Annotated in this window: 21 protein-coding genes; 15 read left to right on the forward strand and 6 right to left on the reverse strand. The window is 63.7% G+C overall.

Annotation, left to right across the window (positions count from 1 at the left end; genetic code table 11):
• Position 1: 1 nt before the first annotated feature.
• From BLR77_RS07730 to phaC (BLR77_RS07745), 4 genes are all read left to right on the forward strand, one after another.
• Positions 2–373 (forward strand): gamma-butyrobetaine hydroxylase family protein, encoded by a 372-nt coding sequence (locus tag BLR77_RS07730; protein ID WP_074676432.1) that lies wholly within the window; start codon positions 2–4, stop codon positions 371–373.
• Positions 374–669: 296 nt separating this feature from the next.
• On the forward strand, positions 670–2349 hold the full coding sequence (phaC, locus tag BLR77_RS07735; protein ID WP_074676433.1) for a class II poly(R)-hydroxyalkanoic acid synthase: 1680 nt from the start codon (positions 670–672) through the stop codon (positions 2347–2349).
• A 141-nt stretch (positions 2350–2490) separates the two neighbouring features.
• Entirely contained in the window at positions 2491–3348 is an 858-nt protein-coding gene (gene phaZ, locus BLR77_RS07740; protein ID WP_003458999.1) for a poly(3-hydroxyalkanoate) depolymerase, read from the forward strand.
• A gap of 203 nt (positions 3349–3551) precedes the next feature.
• Positions 3552–5234 (forward strand): class II poly(R)-hydroxyalkanoic acid synthase, encoded by a 1683-nt coding sequence (gene phaC, locus BLR77_RS07745; RefSeq protein WP_074676434.1) that lies wholly within the window; start codon positions 3552–3554, stop codon positions 5232–5234.
• 66 nt (positions 5235–5300) lie between these two features.
• On the opposite strand, the gene BLR77_RS07750 is transcribed toward phaC (BLR77_RS07745), so the two are convergent.
• Positions 5301–6134, reverse strand: coding sequence for a helix-turn-helix transcriptional regulator (locus BLR77_RS07750; protein ID WP_238380554.1), 834 nt, complete (start codon positions 6132–6134; stop codon positions 5301–5303).
• Between the two features lie 102 nt (positions 6135–6236).
• Between BLR77_RS07750 and BLR77_RS07755 the strand changes: the two genes are divergently transcribed.
• Together BLR77_RS07755 and BLR77_RS07760 are read left to right on the forward strand one after the other, a co-directional pair.
• Positions 6237–7811 carry an MFS transporter gene (locus BLR77_RS07755; RefSeq protein ID WP_083366032.1) on the forward strand — a complete coding sequence of 525 codons (1575 nt, stop codon included), beginning with the start codon at positions 6237–6239 and terminating at the stop codon, positions 7809–7811.
• 156 nt (positions 7812–7967) lie between these two features.
• Positions 7968–8582: a TetR/AcrR family transcriptional regulator gene (locus BLR77_RS07760; protein ID WP_074676436.1), complete on the forward strand. Its 615-nt coding sequence runs from the start codon at positions 7968–7970 to the stop codon at positions 8580–8582.
• A gap of 166 nt (positions 8583–8748) precedes the next feature.
• On the opposite strand, the gene BLR77_RS07765 is transcribed toward BLR77_RS07760, so the two are convergent.
• The 3 genes from BLR77_RS07765 to BLR77_RS07775 form a co-directional block, all read right to left on the reverse strand.
• Positions 8749–9603: a phasin family protein gene (locus tag BLR77_RS07765; protein WP_074676437.1), complete on the reverse strand. Its 855-nt coding sequence runs from the start codon at positions 9601–9603 to the stop codon at positions 8749–8751.
• Positions 9604–9613: 10 nt separating this feature from the next.
• Positions 9614–10060, reverse strand: a complete 447-nt coding sequence (locus BLR77_RS07770) for a phasin family protein (protein ID WP_074676438.1) — start codon at positions 10058–10060, stop codon at positions 9614–9616.
• 170 nt (positions 10061–10230) lie between these two features.
• Positions 10231–10506, reverse strand: coding sequence for a polyhydroxyalkanoic acid system family protein (locus tag BLR77_RS07775; protein ID WP_074676439.1), 276 nt, complete (start codon positions 10504–10506; stop codon positions 10231–10233).
• 146 nt (positions 10507–10652) lie between these two features.
• Here BLR77_RS07775 and ubiE point away from each other — a divergent pair, with 146 nt between their 5' ends.
• The 9 genes from ubiE (at position 10653) to BLR77_RS07820 (ending at position 16514) form a co-directional block, all read left to right on the forward strand.
• Complete coding sequence (ubiE, locus tag BLR77_RS07780; protein WP_074676440.1) at positions 10653–11423, forward strand: bifunctional demethylmenaquinone methyltransferase/2-methoxy-6-polyprenyl-1,4-benzoquinol methylase UbiE; 771 nt, start codon at positions 10653–10655, stop codon at positions 11421–11423.
• A complete protein-coding gene (locus BLR77_RS07785; RefSeq protein ID WP_074676441.1) occupies positions 11423–12040 on the forward strand; it encodes a ubiquinone biosynthesis accessory factor UbiJ in 618 nt (205 codons plus the stop codon). Before ubiE ends, BLR77_RS07785 begins: the two co-directional genes overlap by 1 nt.
• A complete protein-coding gene (gene ubiB / locus BLR77_RS07790) occupies positions 12037–13620 on the forward strand; it encodes a ubiquinone biosynthesis regulatory protein kinase UbiB (protein WP_074676442.1) in 1584 nt (527 codons plus the stop codon). Before BLR77_RS07785 ends, ubiB begins: the two co-directional genes overlap by 4 nt.
• Positions 13621–13693: 73 nt before the next feature.
• Positions 13694–14092, forward strand: a complete 399-nt coding sequence (hisI, locus tag BLR77_RS07795; protein ID WP_074676443.1) for a phosphoribosyl-AMP cyclohydrolase — start codon at positions 13694–13696, stop codon at positions 14090–14092.
• Positions 14085–14420 carry a phosphoribosyl-ATP diphosphatase gene (locus BLR77_RS07800; RefSeq protein WP_003458971.1) on the forward strand — a complete coding sequence of 112 codons (336 nt, stop codon included), beginning with the start codon at positions 14085–14087 and terminating at the stop codon, positions 14418–14420. The genes hisI and BLR77_RS07800 overlap by 8 nt, the downstream gene beginning before the upstream one ends.
• A 23-nt stretch (positions 14421–14443) precedes the next feature.
• Entirely contained in the window at positions 14444–14677 is a 234-nt protein-coding gene (gene tatA / locus BLR77_RS07805) for a twin-arginine translocase TatA/TatE family subunit (RefSeq protein WP_074676444.1), read from the forward strand.
• 3 nt (positions 14678–14680) lie between these two features.
• Positions 14681–15016, forward strand: coding sequence for a Sec-independent protein translocase protein TatB (gene tatB / locus BLR77_RS07810; protein ID WP_074676445.1), 336 nt, complete (start codon positions 14681–14683; stop codon positions 15014–15016).
• On the forward strand, positions 15013–15807 hold the full coding sequence (gene tatC, locus BLR77_RS07815; RefSeq protein WP_074676446.1) for a twin-arginine translocase subunit TatC: 795 nt from the start codon (positions 15013–15015) through the stop codon (positions 15805–15807). The genes tatB and tatC overlap by 4 nt, the downstream gene beginning before the upstream one ends.
• A complete protein-coding gene (locus BLR77_RS07820; RefSeq protein ID WP_074676447.1) occupies positions 15804–16514 on the forward strand; it encodes a 16S rRNA (uracil(1498)-N(3))-methyltransferase in 711 nt (236 codons plus the stop codon). The genes tatC and BLR77_RS07820 overlap by 4 nt, the downstream gene beginning before the upstream one ends.
• Positions 16515–16594: 80 nt before the next feature.
• On the opposite strand, the gene dtd is transcribed toward BLR77_RS07820, so the two are convergent.
• Positions 16595–17032, reverse strand: a complete 438-nt coding sequence (gene dtd / locus BLR77_RS07825) for a D-aminoacyl-tRNA deacylase (RefSeq protein WP_074676448.1) — start codon at positions 17030–17032, stop codon at positions 16595–16597.
• On the reverse strand, positions 17029–18000 hold the full coding sequence (pip, locus tag BLR77_RS07830; protein WP_074676449.1) for a prolyl aminopeptidase: 972 nt from the start codon (positions 17998–18000) through the stop codon (positions 17029–17031). Before pip ends, dtd begins: the two co-directional genes overlap by 4 nt.
• Between the last annotated feature and the right edge of the window lie 19 nt (positions 18001–18019).

Here is an 18019-nt window from a genome sequence, read left to right on the forward strand (position 1 = left end):
CATGCCCATCCCCAGCGCGATCAAACTGCACAAGGCTTCGAAAATCCTGGAGCTGCGTTACGGAGAGCAGGGCTATCAGCTCAGCGCCGAATTTCTGCGCGTGCACTCGCCGTCGGCCGAGGTGCAGGGGCATGGCAAGCCGATCCTGCAGACTGGCAAGCTCGAGGTCGGCCTGGAGCGCATTGAGCCGGCCGGCAACTATGCACTGAAACTGTGCTTCGACGACGGCCACGACAGCGGCCTGTTCACCTGGGAATATCTGCATGAGCTGGCCACCCGTCATGACCAGCTATGGGCCGACTATCTGGCGCAGCTCAGCGCCGCCGGAAAATCCCGCGACCCCAACGAATCGGTCGTGCGCCTGATGCTCTGAGGCACCCGGAAAACCCTCGCCATAGAGGGCGAGGCACAACCGACAACGACTACGTTAGCGACAGTTAGGGCGAGTTTTCTAATCTATCGCGGCATACTCCTGCGTCATCGATCAGCTTGCTTAACTTCACAAACTCGGGTAACCAAGGAACTGGCAGGTTCCCTGCATTTGGCTGTGCCAGGTGCAACGAAATAGGCGGACTCGATCCGCCCCCGGTAACCCGAGCAGTACCAGGCCCTGTGTCGCCGCGCGCCCTCGCAGGCCGGTATTCGTCTCAGGACAATGGAGCGTCGTAGATGAGTGATAAGAATAACGAAGACCTGAAACGCCAGGCCTCGGAAAACACCCTGGGACTCAACCCGGTAATTGGTATCCGCGGCAAGGACCTCCTGACCTCTGCCCGCATGGTGCTCTCTCAGGCACTCAAGCAACCCTTTCATAGCGCCAAGCACGTCGCCCATTTCGGTCTCGAACTGAAGAACGTCATGCTCGGCCAGTCTGCGCTCAAGCCCGAAGACGGCGACCGCCGCTTCGCCGACCCAGCCTGGAGCCAGAACCCGCTGTATCGCCGCTACCTGCAAACCTACCTGGCCTGGCGCAAGGAGCTGCATGACTGGATCGAGCACAGCTCGCTGTCCGAGCAGGACGCCAGCCGCGGCCACTTCGTGATCAACCTGATGACCGAGGCCATGGCGCCGTCCAACAGCATGGCCAATCCGGCGGCGGTCAAGCGCTTTTTCGAGACCGGCGGCAAGAGCCTGCTCGACGGCCTCTCGCACCTGGCCAAGGACATGGTGCACAACGGCGGCATGCCCAGCCAGGTGAGCATGGAAGCCTTCGAGGTCGGCAAGAACCTGGCCACCACCGATGGCGCCGTGGTGTTTCGCAACGACGTGCTGGAGCTGATCCAGTACAAGCCGATCACCGAGAGCGTGCACGAGCGCCCACTGCTGGTGGTGCCGCCACAGATCAACAAGTTCTACGTCTTCGACCTGTCGCCGGAAAAGAGCCTGGCGCGCTTCCTGTTGCGCAGCCAGGTGCAGACCTTCGTGGTCAGCTGGCGCAACCCGACCAAGGCGCAGCGCGAGTGGGGCCTGTCCACCTACATCGAGGCGCTCAAGGAAGCCATCGACGTGATCTGCGCCATCACTGGCAGCAAGGACGTCAACATGCTCGGCGCCTGCTCCGGCGGCCTGACCACGGCATCCCTGCTCGGCCACTACGCTGCGCTTGGCCAACAGAAGGTCAACGCCCTGACCCTGCTGGTCAGCGTCCTCGACACCCAGCTCGACACTCAGGTGGCGCTGTTCGCCGACGAGAAGACCCTGGAAGCCGCCAAGCGTCGCTCCTACCAGGCCGGCGTGCTGGAAGGCAGCGACATGGCCAAGGTGTTCGCCTGGATGCGCCCCAACGACCTGATCTGGAACTACTGGGTCAACAACTACCTGCTCGGTAATGAGCCGCCGGTGTTCGACATCCTCTACTGGAACAACGACACCACGCGTCTGCCAGCCGCGCTGCACGGCGAGTTCATCGACATGTTCCAGACCAACCCACTGACCCGGCCAGGTGCGCTGGAGGTCTGCGGCACACCGATCGACCTGAAGCAGGTCACCTGTGATTTCTTCGTCCTCGCCGGCACCACCGACCACATCACGCCATGGGATTCCTGCTACAAGTCGGCGCACCTGTTCGGCGGCAAATGCGAGTTCGTGCTGTCCAACAGCGGCCATATCCAGAGCATTCTCAACCCGCCGGGCAACCCCAAGGCGCGCTACATGACCAACAGCGAGATGCCGCTGGACCCGAAGGCCTGGCAGGAAACCTCGACCAAGCATGCCGACTCCTGGTGGCTGCATTGGCAGACGTGGCTGAGCGAACGCTCGGGCGAAACCAAGAATGCTCCACGGGCGCTGGGCAACAAGAAATTCCCGGCTGGCGAAGCCGCACCGGGCACTTATGTACACGAACGCTGATTTTCAGTCTCAACCGCAGCGGCACCGGGAAGTGCCGCACGCCACGACGGTCTGACCGGCGTGGAGCCAGGTAACCCCTGGTAACCCTGGAGGCGGCCCGGACGGCCCTCTCCAGCGCTCAACTCCACAGGGGCTGCGCCTATGCCGCAACCATTCGTATTCCGCACCATCGATCTCGATGGTCAGACCATCCGCACGGCGGTGCGGCCAGGCAACAGCCAGTTGGTGCCGCTGCTGATCTTCAATGGCATTGGCGCCAACCTGGAGCTGGTGATGCCCTTCGTCGCCGCCCTGGATCCGGAGCTGGAAATCATCGCCTTCGACGTCCCCGGTGTCGGCGGTTCCTCCACGCCGGCAACCCCCTACCGCTTCCCTGGCCTGGCCAAGCTGGCAGCGCGCATGCTCGATTACCTCGACTACGGTCAGGTCAATGCCATCGGCGTATCCTGGGGCGGCGCCCTGGCGCAGCAGTTCGCCCATGACTATCCCGAGCGCTGCAAGAAGCTGATCCTCGCCGCCACCTCGGCCGGCGCGGTGATGGTGCCGGGCAAACCCAAGGTGCTCTGGCGCATGGCCAGCCCGCGCCGCTATGTGCAACCGTCCTATGGCGTACGCATCGCCCCAGACATCTACGGCGGCGCCTTCCGTCGTGATCCCAAGCTGGCTATGGCGCATGCCAGCAAGGTGCGCTCGGGCGGAAAGATGGGCTACTACTGGCAACTGTTCGCCGGCCTCGGCTGGACCAGCATCCACTGGCTGCACAAGATCCGCCAACCGACGCTGGTGATGGCCGGCGACGACGACCCGCTGATTCCGCTGATCAACATGCGCCTGTTGGCCTGGCGCATTCCCAACGCCGAATTGCATGTGATCGACGACGGCCACCTGTTCCTGGTGACCCGCGCCGAAGCAGTGGCGCCGATCATCATGAAGTTTCTCGAGGAGGAACGGCACCGCGCGGTGATGCACCCGCAGCCCACACCATTGCGCCAGCATTGACGGCACCGGTTTGGTGCGCAATGTTCTGCGTGCTCGACAAAGGGGCCCATCAAGGCCTCTCGTTTTTCGACGCGGCGCTCTGGAATGCACTTCCCGCGCGCCTGGTACAGGGCTTGCTGCACACCGTGCACAAGTACAAGGTGCGTGTCAGGCAGTCCGCGCCATGAACGTCTCTAGACGGTTTGACGATGGAGTGTTGCCCCATGCGAGACAAGTCGAACCCGGCTTCACTGCCGGCACCTGCCAGTTTCATGAATGCCCAGAGCGCCGTGGTCGGCGTACGCGGTCGCGATCTGCTGTCCACCATGCGCCTGCTGGCGGCACAGGGCCTGAAGAATCCGCTGCGCAGCGGTCGTCATCTGCTGGCCTTTGGCGGCCAGCTCGGACGCGTGCTGCTGGGCGACACCCCGCACAAGGTCAACCCGCTGGACGCGCGTTTCGCCGATCCGACCTGGCACCTCAATCCCTTCTACCGGCGCAGCCTGCAGGCCTATCTGGCGTGGCAGAAACAACTGGCTGCGTGGATCGACGACAGCGACCTGTCGGCCGATGACCGCGCCCGCGCGCGCTTTCTCCTATCGCTGATGAGCGACGCGTTGTCGCCCTCCAACAGCCCACTCAACCCGCAGGCGCTCAAGGAGCTGTTCAACACCGGTGGCAGCAGTGCGTTCAAGGGCTTGCGCCACCTGCTCGACGACCTGCTGAACAACGACGGCCTGCCTAGCCAGGTCAGCAAGCATGCTTTCGAGGTCGGCCGTAATCTGGCCTGCACGCCAGGCGTCGTGGTATTTCGCAACGAGCTGCTGGAGCTGATCCAGTACAAACCGATGAGCGAGAAGCAGTACCTGCGCCCACTGCTGATCGTGCCGCCACAGATCAACAAGTACTACATATTCGATCTGTCCAACGACAAGAGCTTCGTCCAGTACGCACTGAAGAACGGCCTGCAGACCTTCATGATCAGCTGGCGCAACCCCGACCCGCGTCACCGCGAATGGGGCCTGTCGAGCTATGTGCAGGCCGTCGAGGAGGCCGTCGATGCCTGCCGCGCCATCACCGGCAGCAAGGACGTCAACCTGCTCGGCGCCTGCGCGGGCGGCCTGACCATAGCCGCCCTGCAAGGCCACCTGCAGGCACGCCGCCAACTGCGCAAGATTTCCAGCGCCACTTACATGGTCAGCCTGCTCGATAGTCAGATCGACAGCCCGGCGATGCTCTTCGCCGACGAGGAAACCCTCGAGTCGGCCAAGCGCCGCTCCTACCAGCAAGGCGTGCTGGACGGCCGCGACATGGCCAGGGTATTCGCCTGGATGCGCCCCAACGACCTGATCTGGAACTACTGGGTCAACAACTACCTGCTCGGCAAGCAACCGCCGGCCTTCGACATCCTCTACTGGAACAACGACAACACCCGCCTGCCCGCTGCACTGCATGGCGACCTGATCGATTTCTTCAAGCACAACCCGCTCAGCCGTGCGGGTGCGCTGGAGGTCTGCGGTACTCCGGTGGACCTGGCCAAGGTCAACGTCGACAGCTTCAGCGTGGCCGGCATCAACGATCACATCACGCCCTGGGATGCGGTCTATCGCTCGACCCTGCTGCTCGGCGGCAGCCGCCGCTTCATCCTGTCCAACAGCGGGCATATCCAGAGCATTCTCAACCCGCCGGGCAACCCCAAGGCCAACTACTACGAAAACACCAAGCTCACCTCCGACCCACGCGCCTGGTATCACGACGCTACGCACCAGCAAGGCAGCTGGTGGCCACAGTGGCTGGAATGGATTCAGGCCCGCTCCGGCGAGCAACGCGAAACCCTGATGGCGCTGGGCAACCAGAACCATCCGGCCATGGAGGCGGCCCCCGGCACCTACGTGCATATTCGCTGAGCTCCTAGCTCAGGAACAGCCCGTCACTGCACAAGGCTTGGTGGCCCGCCTGGCTCTGTTGCCGCCCTATGACAGCCCATCAGTTGCTGCCGATCCCGTCGCGGGCAGGCCGGCGGGAAAATAGACGACCATGCGTAGATGGCGATGCTCATCCACGGTAAGTATCTCGTGCTGGAATTCCAGGCGAAGCGGATCGTCGACGCTGCTAATCGTGCGCACTCCGCGACTGTATTCGCCCGCACCCGGCGTTTCCCACCAACGGCGAAAGTCCGCCGACAGCCTCTGCAACTCCTCAGTCAGCGCCAGTATGGCCGGGTCGTCCCGCGGCGCCGCGGCAAGATCACAGCGAAAGTGCGACAGTAGGCGCTGCGCATCCTCGCGCCATTCTGGCAGGCGTTTGCGCAGGTCCGGGGCGGTGAACACCATACGGATGAAGTTGCGCTCCGCCAGGGTCCTGCCGGCGAAGCCGAACAGCTGGTCTGCCGCCCCGTTCCAGGCGATGACGTCCCAGCGCAGGTTGATGACGTAGGCCGGTCGCGCAACCAGGTCGTCCATCAGTTGCTGAATCAGCGGAGTGACCGACGGCCACTGATGGGCTTCGGCAGGTGGCGGACGACGATGCGCCAGCAGAAAGAGATGGCAGCACTCGGCGTCATCCAGCTTGAGGGCACGCGCGACGTTAAGCAGAAAGCTCTCGGACACGCCAATGTCGCGCCCTTGCTCGAACCAGGTGTACCAGGTGAGGCCGACCCCGGCGAGAGCGGCCACTTCCTCGCGCCTGAGACCCGGGGTTCGCCGGCGGCCGGTGGCGGGCAGGCCGACATCGGCAGGCCCGAGCTTGCGTCGATGATAGAGCAGGAACTCGGAAAGGTCCTGGCGGGTACGGTCGAGGGTGCGCACGGGGGTCAAGGTATTGCCTCGAGTAATAGGATAAATTACTAAATTGTAATACCAAAATAGCCTTCCAATAATGCCCTCTCCCATCATGGAGGAGAAGGCAACATGAGCCTCGACTGCAACCGAAACCTATCGCCGCCCCACTCGCCCGCTACCAGCCACGCAGCCACGCCCCATGCCGGAGTCCGCGAGTGGCTGGGGCTGGCAGTGTTGGCCTTACCCACTATGCTGCTCGGCCTCGATGTCACTCTTCTGTACCTGGCGCTTCCGGCCCTGGCAGCGGACCTCGACTCCAGCAGCACCCAGGCACTCTGGATCATGGATATCTACGGCTTCATGATTGCCGGCTTCCTGATCACCATGGGCACGCTGGGCGACCGGGTCGGCCGCCGACGGCTGCTGATGATCGGCGGCGCAGCGTTCGCCGGCGCTTCGCTGCTGGCGGCCTACTCCACCAGTGCCGAGATGTTGATCATCGCGCGCGCCGCTCTGGGCGTGGCCGGGGCGACCCTGATGCCTTCCACCCTGGCGTTGATCAGCAACATGTTCTCCGATGCTCGCCAGCGCGCCCAGGCTATCGGTGTGTGGGCAACCATGTTCGCGCTGGGCATGGCAGTGGGGCCGCTGGTCGGCGGTGTGCTGCTGGAGCGCTTCTGGTGGGGCGCCTCGTTTCTCCTGGCGCTACCGGTGATTGCCCTGTTGCTGGCATTGGCCCCGGTACTGCTCCCGGAGTACCGCTCGGCGCACAGCGGCCGCTTCGACCTGCTCAGCGTTGCGCTATCGCTCGCCGCCATCCTGCCGGCGATCTACGGTGTGAAGGAGCTCGGCAAGGCCGGCGTGGAACTCGGCCCCTTGCTGAGCATGGCTGCCGGGGTGTTTTTTGCCGTGCTGTTCGTCCGTCGGCAGCGGCGCCTCGCCGAACCGTTTCTGGACATGGCACTGTTTGCCAGCCGGACATTCAGCGCCGCGCTGATCGTCCTGCTGGTCGGCCTGATAGCCGTCGGTGGCACCATGTTGCTGGTCACCCAGTATCTGCAACTGGTGCTGGGGCTCTCGCCACTGGCCGCCGGCATATGGATGGCGCCACCGGCTCTGGCCATGGTTGCGGCCGGGATCGTGGCGCCGCTGATCGCCCGGCACATCCGCCCGGGTCTGGTCGTCGCCGTAGCCCTGGCACTGTCAACACTCGGCTACCTGTTGCTCGCGCAAGTGCGGGACGCATCCGGTATCGGCCTGCTGGTGGGCGGTTTTGCCCTGGTCTACTTCGGCCTGGGTACCATCGCAGCACTGGGCACCGACCTGGTGGTGGGGGCAGCACCAGCGGACAAGGCCGGCGCCGCCTCGGCGATGTCCGAGATGGTCCAGGAGCTGGGTGTAGCGCTGGGAGTGGCGACCCTCGGGAGCCTGGCCGCCACGGTCTATCGCCTGCGCATCCTCGAGCATATTCCCGCGGCGCTACCGCAAGAGCTTGCCAGGGCCGTCGGCGACAGCCTCTGGGCATCCTCGGCGGTGGCGCAGCACTTGCCCGCTGGCTTACTCGAGCAAGCCAGGGCCGCCTTCATCCAGGGCCTGAGCCTGTCTACCAGCCTCAGCGCTCTGGGTATCGCGATCCTGGCGATCCTCGCCGCGCTGGCGTTGCGGCATATCGGTACGATTGGCGCTCACGACAAAGACGCATGACGCGCCTCGCGAGTTCCAGCGGTGCGTCACTGCAGGGCGCTAGCCGAGCATACCGAACACAACGCCGCTGAGCCCAGGCACAGCAAACCAGGGGCTGGTCGAGGGCGCGCCGGACGGTTATCGTCACCGCTTTCGCGCCACAAACAAGAAGACCGGATGAAAACCCGCGAGCGCATCCTGCAAACCGCCCTGCTGCTGTTCAACCAGCAGGGCGAGCCCAACGTCTCGACCCTGGAGATCGCCAACGAACTGGAGATCAGTCCGGGCAATCTCTACTACCACTTCCACGGCAAGGAACCGCTGATTCTCGAACTGTTCGAGCGTTTCCAGGCTGAGATGGCGCCGCTGCTCGATCCTCCCGCCGAGGCGCAGCTGGATGTCGAGGACTACTGGCTGTTCCTCCACCTGATCGTCGAGCGCCTGGCGCAGTACCGTTTCCTGTTCCAGGACCTGTCCAACCTGGCAGGACGCCTGCCCAAGCTGGAGCGCGGCATCCGCCACTGGCTCAACGCACTCAAGCGCACCCTGGCGTCCCTGCTGGCACGCTTGATGGCCGATGGGCAACTGGTCAGCGATACCCGCGCCCTGGGCCAACTGGTGGAACAGATCACCCTGACCCTGCTGTTTTCCCTGGATTACCAGCGCATCCTCGGCAACCACGGCGAAAGCCGCCTGGTGGTCTACCAGGTGATGATGCTGGTCGCGCCGCACCTGGCCCAGCCTTCACGCGGAGCCGTCGAGCACGTGGCGCAGCGTTATCTGGAAGCCTGAGGCACTCCAGGACGTAGCGTGTGCAAAGCTGTAGGCCGTCAGGCAGGTAGAGCGGCACGGATTCGTGCGACCTGCTCGAGCAGTGCGAGAGACCGGTGACCCGGTTCGCCCCGTGCTTAAACGCAAACGCCCGGCACTGGGCCGGGCGTTTTTGATCCTGAGAAACTCAGGACGAAGTGGCTGGGGTTGCCGCAGTGGCAGCCGGAGCCGGTGCAGCGGCCGGCGTAGCAGCAGCGGCCGGAGCCGGAGCCGGTGCAGCCGGTTTCGGGGCAGCTGCCTTGGGCGCAGCAGGTTTCTTCGCCGCCGGCTTCTTCGCCGCAGCAGGTTTAGCTGCTGGTTTGGCGGCTGCCGCTGGCTTGGCAGCGGGTTTCGCGGCGGCCTTGGCTGCTGGTTTCGCCGCAGGTTTAGCTGCTGGCTTGGCAGCTGCAGGTTTCGCGGCAGCTTTCGCAGCGGCCGGTTTGGCAGCTGGCTTGGCTGCAGCCTTAGCAGCAGGCTTGGCGGCCGGCTTCGCTGCGGGTTTGGCCGCTGCTTTCGCAGCAGGCTTGGCGGCAGGTTTAGGTGCAGCTTTGGCAGCAGGCTTGGCAACCGACTTGGCCGATACGCCAGCGATCTTCTCCAACTGCTTGGTCAGGCTGTCGACCTTGTCATTCAGTGCCTTGACCTCATTGCGGCTGGGCACGCCCAGACGCGAGATGGCATTGTTCAGACGCTTGTCGAAAGCCTCTTCCAACTCACCCCACTTGCCGATCGCCTTGCCCCGGACTTCATCGACCTTGGACTTGGCGGAACCTACCTTGGAGCCGACACCGGCTTTCACCGCGTCAACCTGCTTGTCGACTTCGCTCTTGGCCAGCTTTTCAGCCTTCTCGCCGTCCTTGACCAGCGTGTCGAACAGCTTGGTGCCGTCCTTGCTGACCTTGGAGTAAGCGCCCAAGCCTGCCAACCAGATCTGACGCGAGTATTTCTCGACCTCGCCGATCCAGGAGCTGGTCTGTTTCTCGGTTTTCTTCTTAACAGCCATCCTGATCTCCTTATTTGGTACGCGCGACATGCTCGAGCAACGCGCTCAGCTCATCCAGCTTAGCAGAGAGTGCTTCAACATCCTGCTTGGACGGAATGCCGATACGGTTCAGAGCGGAAGCCACACGAGTATCGAAAGCCTTCTCGATCTTGTCGAGTTGAACTTCGACCTTGCCTTTGACACTGGTGACATTGCTGTTGACCGACTGCTTGACCGATTCGATCTGGCTGTTGGCGGCTTCGACCTGCTCGTCGACCAGCTTCTTGCCTTTGCTTTCGACGCCTTCACCGGTTTTGACCAGTTCCTTGAAGTATTCGGCCCCCTCGCTACCCGCCTTGGCGTATGCGCCCAGGCCTGCGAGGTAGATCTTGCGGGCATAGCCCTTCACGTCGTCGAACAGACCGGCTTTGTCTTCGACCACGGCTTCTACTTTTTTCTTCACGGCAACTTTCGACATGGTGCACCTCACGCGCTTTGACAGTTAGCGGAAACGCCCACGGAATGCAGGCTTGGGTACACCCTAAGGAGAAAAATTAGAAATCGCATACTAGGAACAGGCGACAGCATGCATGCCCAAGCGACCCAGAGGCGGTGCGCACAGCGCACCCTACTGGCTTGCCACTGCTCTCAGGCCAGCGACTTGTCCAGCACCTGCTCGATTTCGCGCTGGATCATGCCGCCCATGGGCGACAGCAACAGCCCCAGCTTGAGCTCAACACGCACGGTATCGTCCCCAACCGCGATGCTGCCGTCGGCACCGCTGCGCTTGAACTCCAGGGTGTCGCCGTTCCAGCGGTAGCGCACGTTGTATTCGCTGGCCAGACGCTCGGCCAGACGCTCGGCTTTCTCCCGCGCGGCCTCGCGGCCAAGGGAATGGGATCGTTCGACACGAATACGGGACATGACAGCTCCTCAATCAGGCAGGCGCCGCAGCACTGCGGCATGAAGTCACAGCACTCTAACAGCCCGCCAACCCACCTGGCACCCAGGCAAGACAAAGGCGGCAGGCGGCTTTAGAATGGCCAGGTTTTTTACCTGGTGAGAGCGACATGAGCGATCCACGCAAGGCCCACGAGCAGGAACCCACCACCCACTTCGGTTTCCAGGACGTGCCGGAAAGCCAGAAGGCGGAGAAGGTGGCCGAAGTCTTCCACTCGGTGGCGGCCAAGTACGACCTGATGAACGACGTGCTATCCGGTGGCCTGCATCGCCTGTGGAAGCGCTTCACCATCGAGCTGTCCGGCGTGCGCACCGGTAACCGCGTGCTGGATATCGCGGGTGGCACCGGCGACCTGACGCGCAAGTTCGCCAGCATCGTCGGCCCAACCGGTCAGGTGGTGCTGGCCGATATCAACGACTCCATGCTCAAGGTCGGTCGTGATCGCCTGCTGGACAAGGGCGTGGCCGGCAACGTGCAGTTCGTCCAGGCTGACGCCGAGAAGCTGCCATTCCCCGATAACCACTTCGACGTGGTCACCATCGCCTTCGGTCTGCGCAACGTCACCCACAAGGAAGACGCCCTGCGCTCGATGCTGCGCGTGCTCAAGCCGGGCGGCCGCCTGCTCGTGCTGGAGTTCTCCAAGCCCGGCAACCCGCTGCTGGCCAAGGTCTACGACACCTACTCGTTCAGCTTCATGCCGCTGGCCGGCAAGTTGATCACCAACGATTCGGAAAGCTACCGCTACCTGGCCGAGTCGATCCGCATGCACCCGGATCAGGAAACGCTCAAGGCGATGATGGTCGAGGCCGGCTTCGAGCGCGTCACCTACCACAACATGACCGGCGGCATCGTCGCCCTGCATCGCGGCATCAAACCTTAATGCTCATCATGGGCTTGCTGGCAGGCGTCGAGACTGGCCTCAACCGCGTCCTGCGCCTCGATGGCACGGCCTTGCCGCGTCTGCAGGCACTGAGCGGCAAGGTCATCGCCGTGCAGTGTCAGAGCCCGGCACTGGAGCTGTTCATCCTGCCCAGCGGCGACGGCCTGCAACTCGCCGCACAGTGGCACGCTGCGGCTGACTGCACCCTGACGGCCCCGGCCGCCAGCCTGGCACGCCTGGCCCTGAGCCGCGAGAAAACCGCCGCCCTGCACCGCCCCGAGGTATCACTCGATGGCGACAGCGCGGTGCTGCTGCAACTGGCCGGCATCCTCCAGGATCTGGAGCTGGACTGGGAATACGAGCTCTCCCGCTGGCTCGGCCCGGTGGCCACCACCCTGCTCGCGGGTCACCTGCGCAGCCGGGCCAATCTCGCCAGCCACGGCGCCGCCAGCCTCAAGCAGAATCTGGCCGACTACCTGGCCGAAGAGTCACGCACCCTGGTGGGCCAGCGCGAAGCCGATGCGCGTTTCGCCGAGCTGGATCAACTCAAACTCGCCCTCGACCGCCTGGAAGCACGCATCGAGCGCCTCACTTCTGCCAATAAGTCCGACGCATGAAGCTGCTTGCCGTTCGCCGCCTGTTGCGCATCCAGCGCGTAGTCATCCGCTATCAACTGGACGAGATGCTCTTCGAGCTGCCGCTGCCATTCTGGCTGCGCGCGCTGTCCTGCCTGCTGCCCTGGCGCTGGCTGCCACGCAAGCCGCTGGCGCTGTCGCGCGGCGCACGCCTGCGTCTGGCACTCGAAGACCTGGGGCCGATCTTCATCAAGTTCGGCCAACTGCTGTCCACCCGCCGCGACCTGCTGCCGCCGGACATCGCCGACGAACTGGCGCGCCTGCAGGATCAGGTACCGCCCTTCCCCGAAGCCCAGGCCATCGCCCTGATCGAAGCCCAACTCGGCGCCCCGGTGAGCGAGCTTTTCGCCCGCTTCGACAGCCAGCCGCTGGCCTCGGCCTCGGTCGCGCAGGTACATGCCGCGCAGCTCAAGAGTGGCGAGCAGGTGGTGGTCAAGGTGGTGCGCCCCGGTCTCAAACCGGTGATCCGCCAGGACCTGGCCTGGCTGTTCCTGATCGCCCGCATTGCCGAAAAGGCTTCGGCCGATGCCCGCCGCCTACGCCCGGTGGAAGTGGTCAGCGACTACGAAAAAACCATTTTCGATGAACTCGATCTGCTGCGCGAAGCCGCCAACGCCAGCCAGCTGCGGCGCAACTTCGACGGCTCGCCGCTGCTCTACGTGCCGCAGGTGTACTGGGACCTGTGCCGCCACCAGGTGCTGGTGATGGAGCGCATCTACGGCATCCCGGTGACCGACCTGGCCACCCTGGCCGACCAGCGCACCGACATGAAGCTACTGGCCGAGCGCGGTGTGGAGATCTTCTTCACCCAGGTGTTCCGCGACAGTTTCTTCCACGCCGACATGCACCCCGGCAACATCTTCGTCAGCACCCGCACACCCTGGAGCCCGCAGTACATTGCCATCGACTGCGGCATCATCGGCAGCCTCACCGACGAGGACCAGGATTACCTGGCGCGCAACCTGATCGCCTTCTTCAAGCGCGACTACCGCAAGGTGGCGCAGCTGCACATCGACTCGGGCTGGGTGCCGGCCGACACCAAGGTCAACGAGTTCGAGGCGGCAATCCGCACCGTGTGCGAGCCGATCTTCGAGAAACCACTGAAGGACATTTCCTTCGGCCAGCTGCTGCTGCGCCTGTTCCAGACCGCCCGGCGTTTCAATATGGAAGTGCAGCCGCAGCTGGTGCTGCTGCAGAAGACCCTACTCAATATCGAAGGCCTGGGCCGTCAGCTCTACCCCGATCTGGATCTGTGGAGCACCGCGCAGCCCTTCCTCGAACGCTGGATGCGCGAGCGCATCAGCCCGCTGCATCTGCTGCGCAACCTGCAGCAACAAGCCGAGCAGGTACCGCACCTGTCACAGATCGCCCGCGACACCCTGGAGCGTCTGCAGCAGCCGGTACAGGTCCAGACCACCGCATCGCGCGATCACTGGGCACTGCGCCTGCTTGGCGCGGCGCTGATCGGCGCCGGCGCTATGCAGGGCCTGGCGCCACTGCTGGCCACCTGGCCAGCCTGGCTGATGGTCGGAGGCGGGCTCTATCTGGTGCTGCGCCGATAGCCAGTTGGCTGCGGCACTGGCACACTTGGCGAATTCACGGGCCGAGGCCCGGCGAGACAGACACGGAATACCGATGAACGATTGGCTCGATGAAATCCACTGGAACGAAGACGGCCTGGTGCCGGCCATCGCCCAGGACCACCAGAGCGGCCGCATCCTGATGATGGCCTGGATGAACCGCGAATCCCTCGCCCTCACCGCCAGCGAACAACGCGCCATCTACTGGTCGCGCTCACGTGGCAAGTTGTGGCGCAAGGGTGAGGAATCCGGTCATGTGCAGAAGCTGCACGAGCTGCGCCTGGACTGCGACGCCGATGTCATCGTACTGATGGTCGAACAACTGGGCGGCATCGCCTGCCACACCGGTCGCGAAAGCTGCTTCTATCGGGTATACGAGAATGGCGGCTGGAAAACCGTCGACGCCGTGCTGAAAGATCCGCACGCCATCTATGCAGGACACCGCCATGAGTGACACCCTGAGCCGCCTGGCCGAGGTACTGGAGTCGCGCAAGGGCGCAGCGGCCGACAGCTCCTACGTCGCCAGCCTGTATCACAAGGGCCTGAACAAGATTCTGGAAAAGGTCGGCGAGGAATCGGTGGAAACCATCCTCGCCGCCAAGGACGCCGCCGCCAGCGGTGACTGCAAGGACCTGATCTACGAAACCGCCGACCTGTGGTTCCATAGCCTGGTCATGCTCGCCGCCCTCGGCCAGCATCCCCAGGCCGTACTGGATGAACTGGATCGCCGTTTCGGCCTCTCCGGCCACGCGGAAAAAGCCGCGCGACCGCAATCCGAATAAACCTTCATAACGGAGTACATATCATGGGTTTCGGCGGTATCAGCATCTGGCAACTCCTGATCATCCTGCTCATCGTGGTCATGCTGTTCGGCACCAAGCGCCTGAAAGGCCTGGGCTCGGATCTGGGCGACGCGATCAAGGGTTTCCGCAAATCGATGGATAGCGGCGAAGCTGAAAAGCCAGCCGTGGAAGACCCCAAGGGCCAGACCATCGACGCCCAGGCACACAAGGTCGAAGAGCCAGCGAAGAAAGACTAAGCCATGTTCGACATCGGTTTTACCGAGCTGCTGCTGGTCGGTCTGGTGGCCCTGGTGGTGCTCGGCCCTGAGCGCCTGCCAGGTGCCGTGCGTACGGCCAGCCTGTGGATCGGCCGGATCAAGCGCAGCTTCAACTCGATCAAGGCCGAGGTGGAACGCGAGATCGGCGCTGATGAAATTCGCCGTCAGTTGCACAACGAGCGGATTCTCGAGCTCGAGCGCGAGATGAAGGCAATGAAGCAGGACATTCTCGGCACTGGCACTGGCAGCAACAGTCAGCCTGCCGAGAACGTCGCCGAAGCAGCCCCGAGCGTTCAGGACAAGAATCCCCAGCCATGAGCAAAAATTCGCAAGACGACCAGGAAATGCCTCTGGTCTCGCACCTGGCCGAACTGCGTACACGCCTGTTGCACTGCGTGGTGATCATCCTGCTGATCTTCGCCGGCCTGTTCTACTTCGCCCAGGACATCTACGCCCTGGTCGCCGCGCCGCTACGCGCCTATCTGCCGGACGGTGCGACGATGATCGCCACCGGCGTCGCCTCGCCGTTTCTCACGCCCTTCAAGCTGACCCTGATGTGCGCGCTGTTTCTCGGCATGCCGGTGATCCTGCACCAGGCCTGGGGTTTCATCGCGCCAGGGCTGTACACCCATGAGCGGCGCATCGCGGTGCCGCTGCTGATCTCCAGCATCTTCCTGTTCTATGCCGGTATGGCCTTCGCCTACTTCGTGGTGTTCCCGATCATGTTCGGCTTCTTCGCCAGCGTGACCCCGGAAGGCGTGGCGATGATGACCGACATCGGCCAGTACCTGGATTTCGTCCTGACCCTGTTCTTCGCCTTTGGCGTGGCGTTCGAGATCCCCATCGCCACCTTTCTGCTGATCTGGGTCGGCATCGTCGACGTCGCTACCCTGCGCAAGAGCCGTCCCTACGTGATCGTCGGCTGCTTCGCGGTCGGCATGGTGCTGACGCCGCCGGACGTGTTCTCGCAGACCTTGCTGGCCCTGCCGATGTGGCTGCTGTTCGAGGCCGGCGTGCTGGCTGGCGCGCTGGTCAAGCGCAAGCGCGACCAGGAACAGGCCGAAGAAGAAGCCAAGCCCGAAGACCAACCGCCCGCGCCACTGCCGTGAACCTGCTGCTGCTGGAAGACGCCGACTTCGTCGACGGCGATCGGGTACGCCTCAGTGGCAGGCGCCTGAAGCATCTACATGAAGTGCATCGCGCAGAAGCAGGTGACCGTCTGCGCGTCGGGCGCCTTGGTGGGTTGATGGGCGAAGGTCGACTGGTCGCCCTGGATGCCGAGCACGCTGAACTGCAGGTCAGCCTCGAGCAAGCACCACCGGCCAAGCTGCCGCTGACCCTGATCCTCGCCCTGCCACGCCCGAAGATGCTCAAGCGCGTGCTGCAGACGGTCAGCGCCATGGGCGTACCACGCCTGGTACTGCTCAACAGCTATCGCGTGGAGAAGAGTTTCTGGCAGACGCCATTCCTCGAACCGGAAGCGATCCGGGAACAGCTGATTCTCGGCCTGGAGCAGGCGCGCGACACGGTACTGCCTGAGGTGAGCATCGAGAAGCGCTTCAAGCCCTTCGTCGAAGACCGCCTACCGGCCCTGGCGGCGGGAACGCTTGGCCTGACCGGCCATCCCGGCGATTACCCGGCCTGCCCACGTGCGGTGCAGGAACCAGTGACCCTGGCCATCGGCCCGGAAGGCGGCTGGATTCCTTACGAAGTCGAGTTGCTGCGCGAAGCCGCAGGCCTGCAACCGGTACAGCTTGGCGAACGTATTCTGCGGGTGGAAACGGCGGTGCCGGTGCTGTTGGCCAGGTTGTTCTGATGCCTTGGCTGTGGACAAGCTTCGCGTTGTCCACCCTAGGCACCAAGAACGCGTGAGCAACCTGTAGGAGCGAGCTACCGCTATACCTCGAGCAGGAATGTCACCGGCCCATCGTTGACCAGGTGCACCTGCATGTTGGCGCCGAAGCGTCCGGTGGCGACCTGCGGGTGCTGGGCTCTGGCCATTTCGACCAGAGCATCGAACAGCGCAGCACCCTGCGCGGGCGGCGCGGCGCTGGAGAAGCTGGGGCGCATGCCGCTCTTGGTGTCGGCAGCCAGGGTGAACTGTGACACCAGCAACAGCCCGCCTTGTACGTCCGTCAGCGAGCGGTTCATCTTGCCCGCCTCGTCGCTGAATACCCGATAGTTCAACAGCTTGTGCAGGGCACGGGACAGACTGGCCTGATCGTCCTGCGGCTCGATGCCGACCAGCGCCAGCAGCCCCTGATCGATGCTGCCCACCACCTCGCCTTCGACCTCAACCCGCGCGCCAGTGACGCGCTGGATCAGCAGCTTCATGCATCCTCCGGCGGCAGGTCGAGCAGGCGCCGGGCCATCTGTTCGGCGGAGCGGATCAGCGCATCGGTGATGCCGGGTTCCGCCGCCGAGTGGCCGGCGTCACGGATGATCTGCAGTTCGCTGTTGGGCCAGGCCTGGTGCAGCGCCCAGGCGTTGTCCAGCGGGCAGATGGCGTCATAGCGGCCATGCACGATGATGCCCGGCAGGTGGGCGATCTTCGGCATGTCGCGGAGCAGCTGGTTAGGTTCGAGGAAGGCGTCGTTGACGAAGTAGTGGCACTCGATACGGGCGATGGACAGCGCCCGGTGCGCCTCACTGAAACGGTCGACTACCTGGGTATTGGGACGCAGGGTCGCGGTACGCCCTTCCCAGGTCGACCAGGCCTTGGCCGCATGCATCTGGGCAATCTGGTCGGCACCCGTCAGGCGCTTGTAGAAGGCCTGCATCAGGTCGCCACGCTCCTCCACCGGGATGGGCGCCACGTAGTCTTCCCAGTAATCGGGGAACAGGCGGCTGGCGCCCTCCTGATAGAACCAGCTGAACTCCTGCGGCCGACACAGGAAAATGCCGCGCAGAATCAGTCCATGCACGCGCTGCGGATGCGCCTGTGCATACGCCAACGCCAGGGTCGAGCCCCAGGAGCCGCCGAACAGCACGAACTTGTCGATGGCCAGATGCTCGCGAATACGCTCGATATCGGCAATCAGCGCCTGGGTGGTGTTGTTCTCCAGACTCGCGTGCGGCGTGGAACGACCGCAGCCGCGCTGGTCGAAGGTGACGATGCGGTACAGGGCGGGATCGAAGTAACGGCGGCTGGCAGAATCGCAACCAGCGCCGGGGCCTCCATGGATGAACAGTACCGGCAACCCATCCGCAGAGCCGCTCTCGTCGATATACAGCACGTGCGGCTGCTCGACCGCCAGTTCATGGCGAGCGTAGGGTTTGATCTCCGGGTACAAAGTCTGCATGGTTGGCTCCTGTTGGCTG

The sequence above is a fragment of the Ectopseudomonas alcaliphila genome (genome assembly GCF_900101755.1).
GTDB lineage: Bacteria > Pseudomonadota > Gammaproteobacteria > Pseudomonadales > Pseudomonadaceae > Aquipseudomonas > Aquipseudomonas alcaliphila.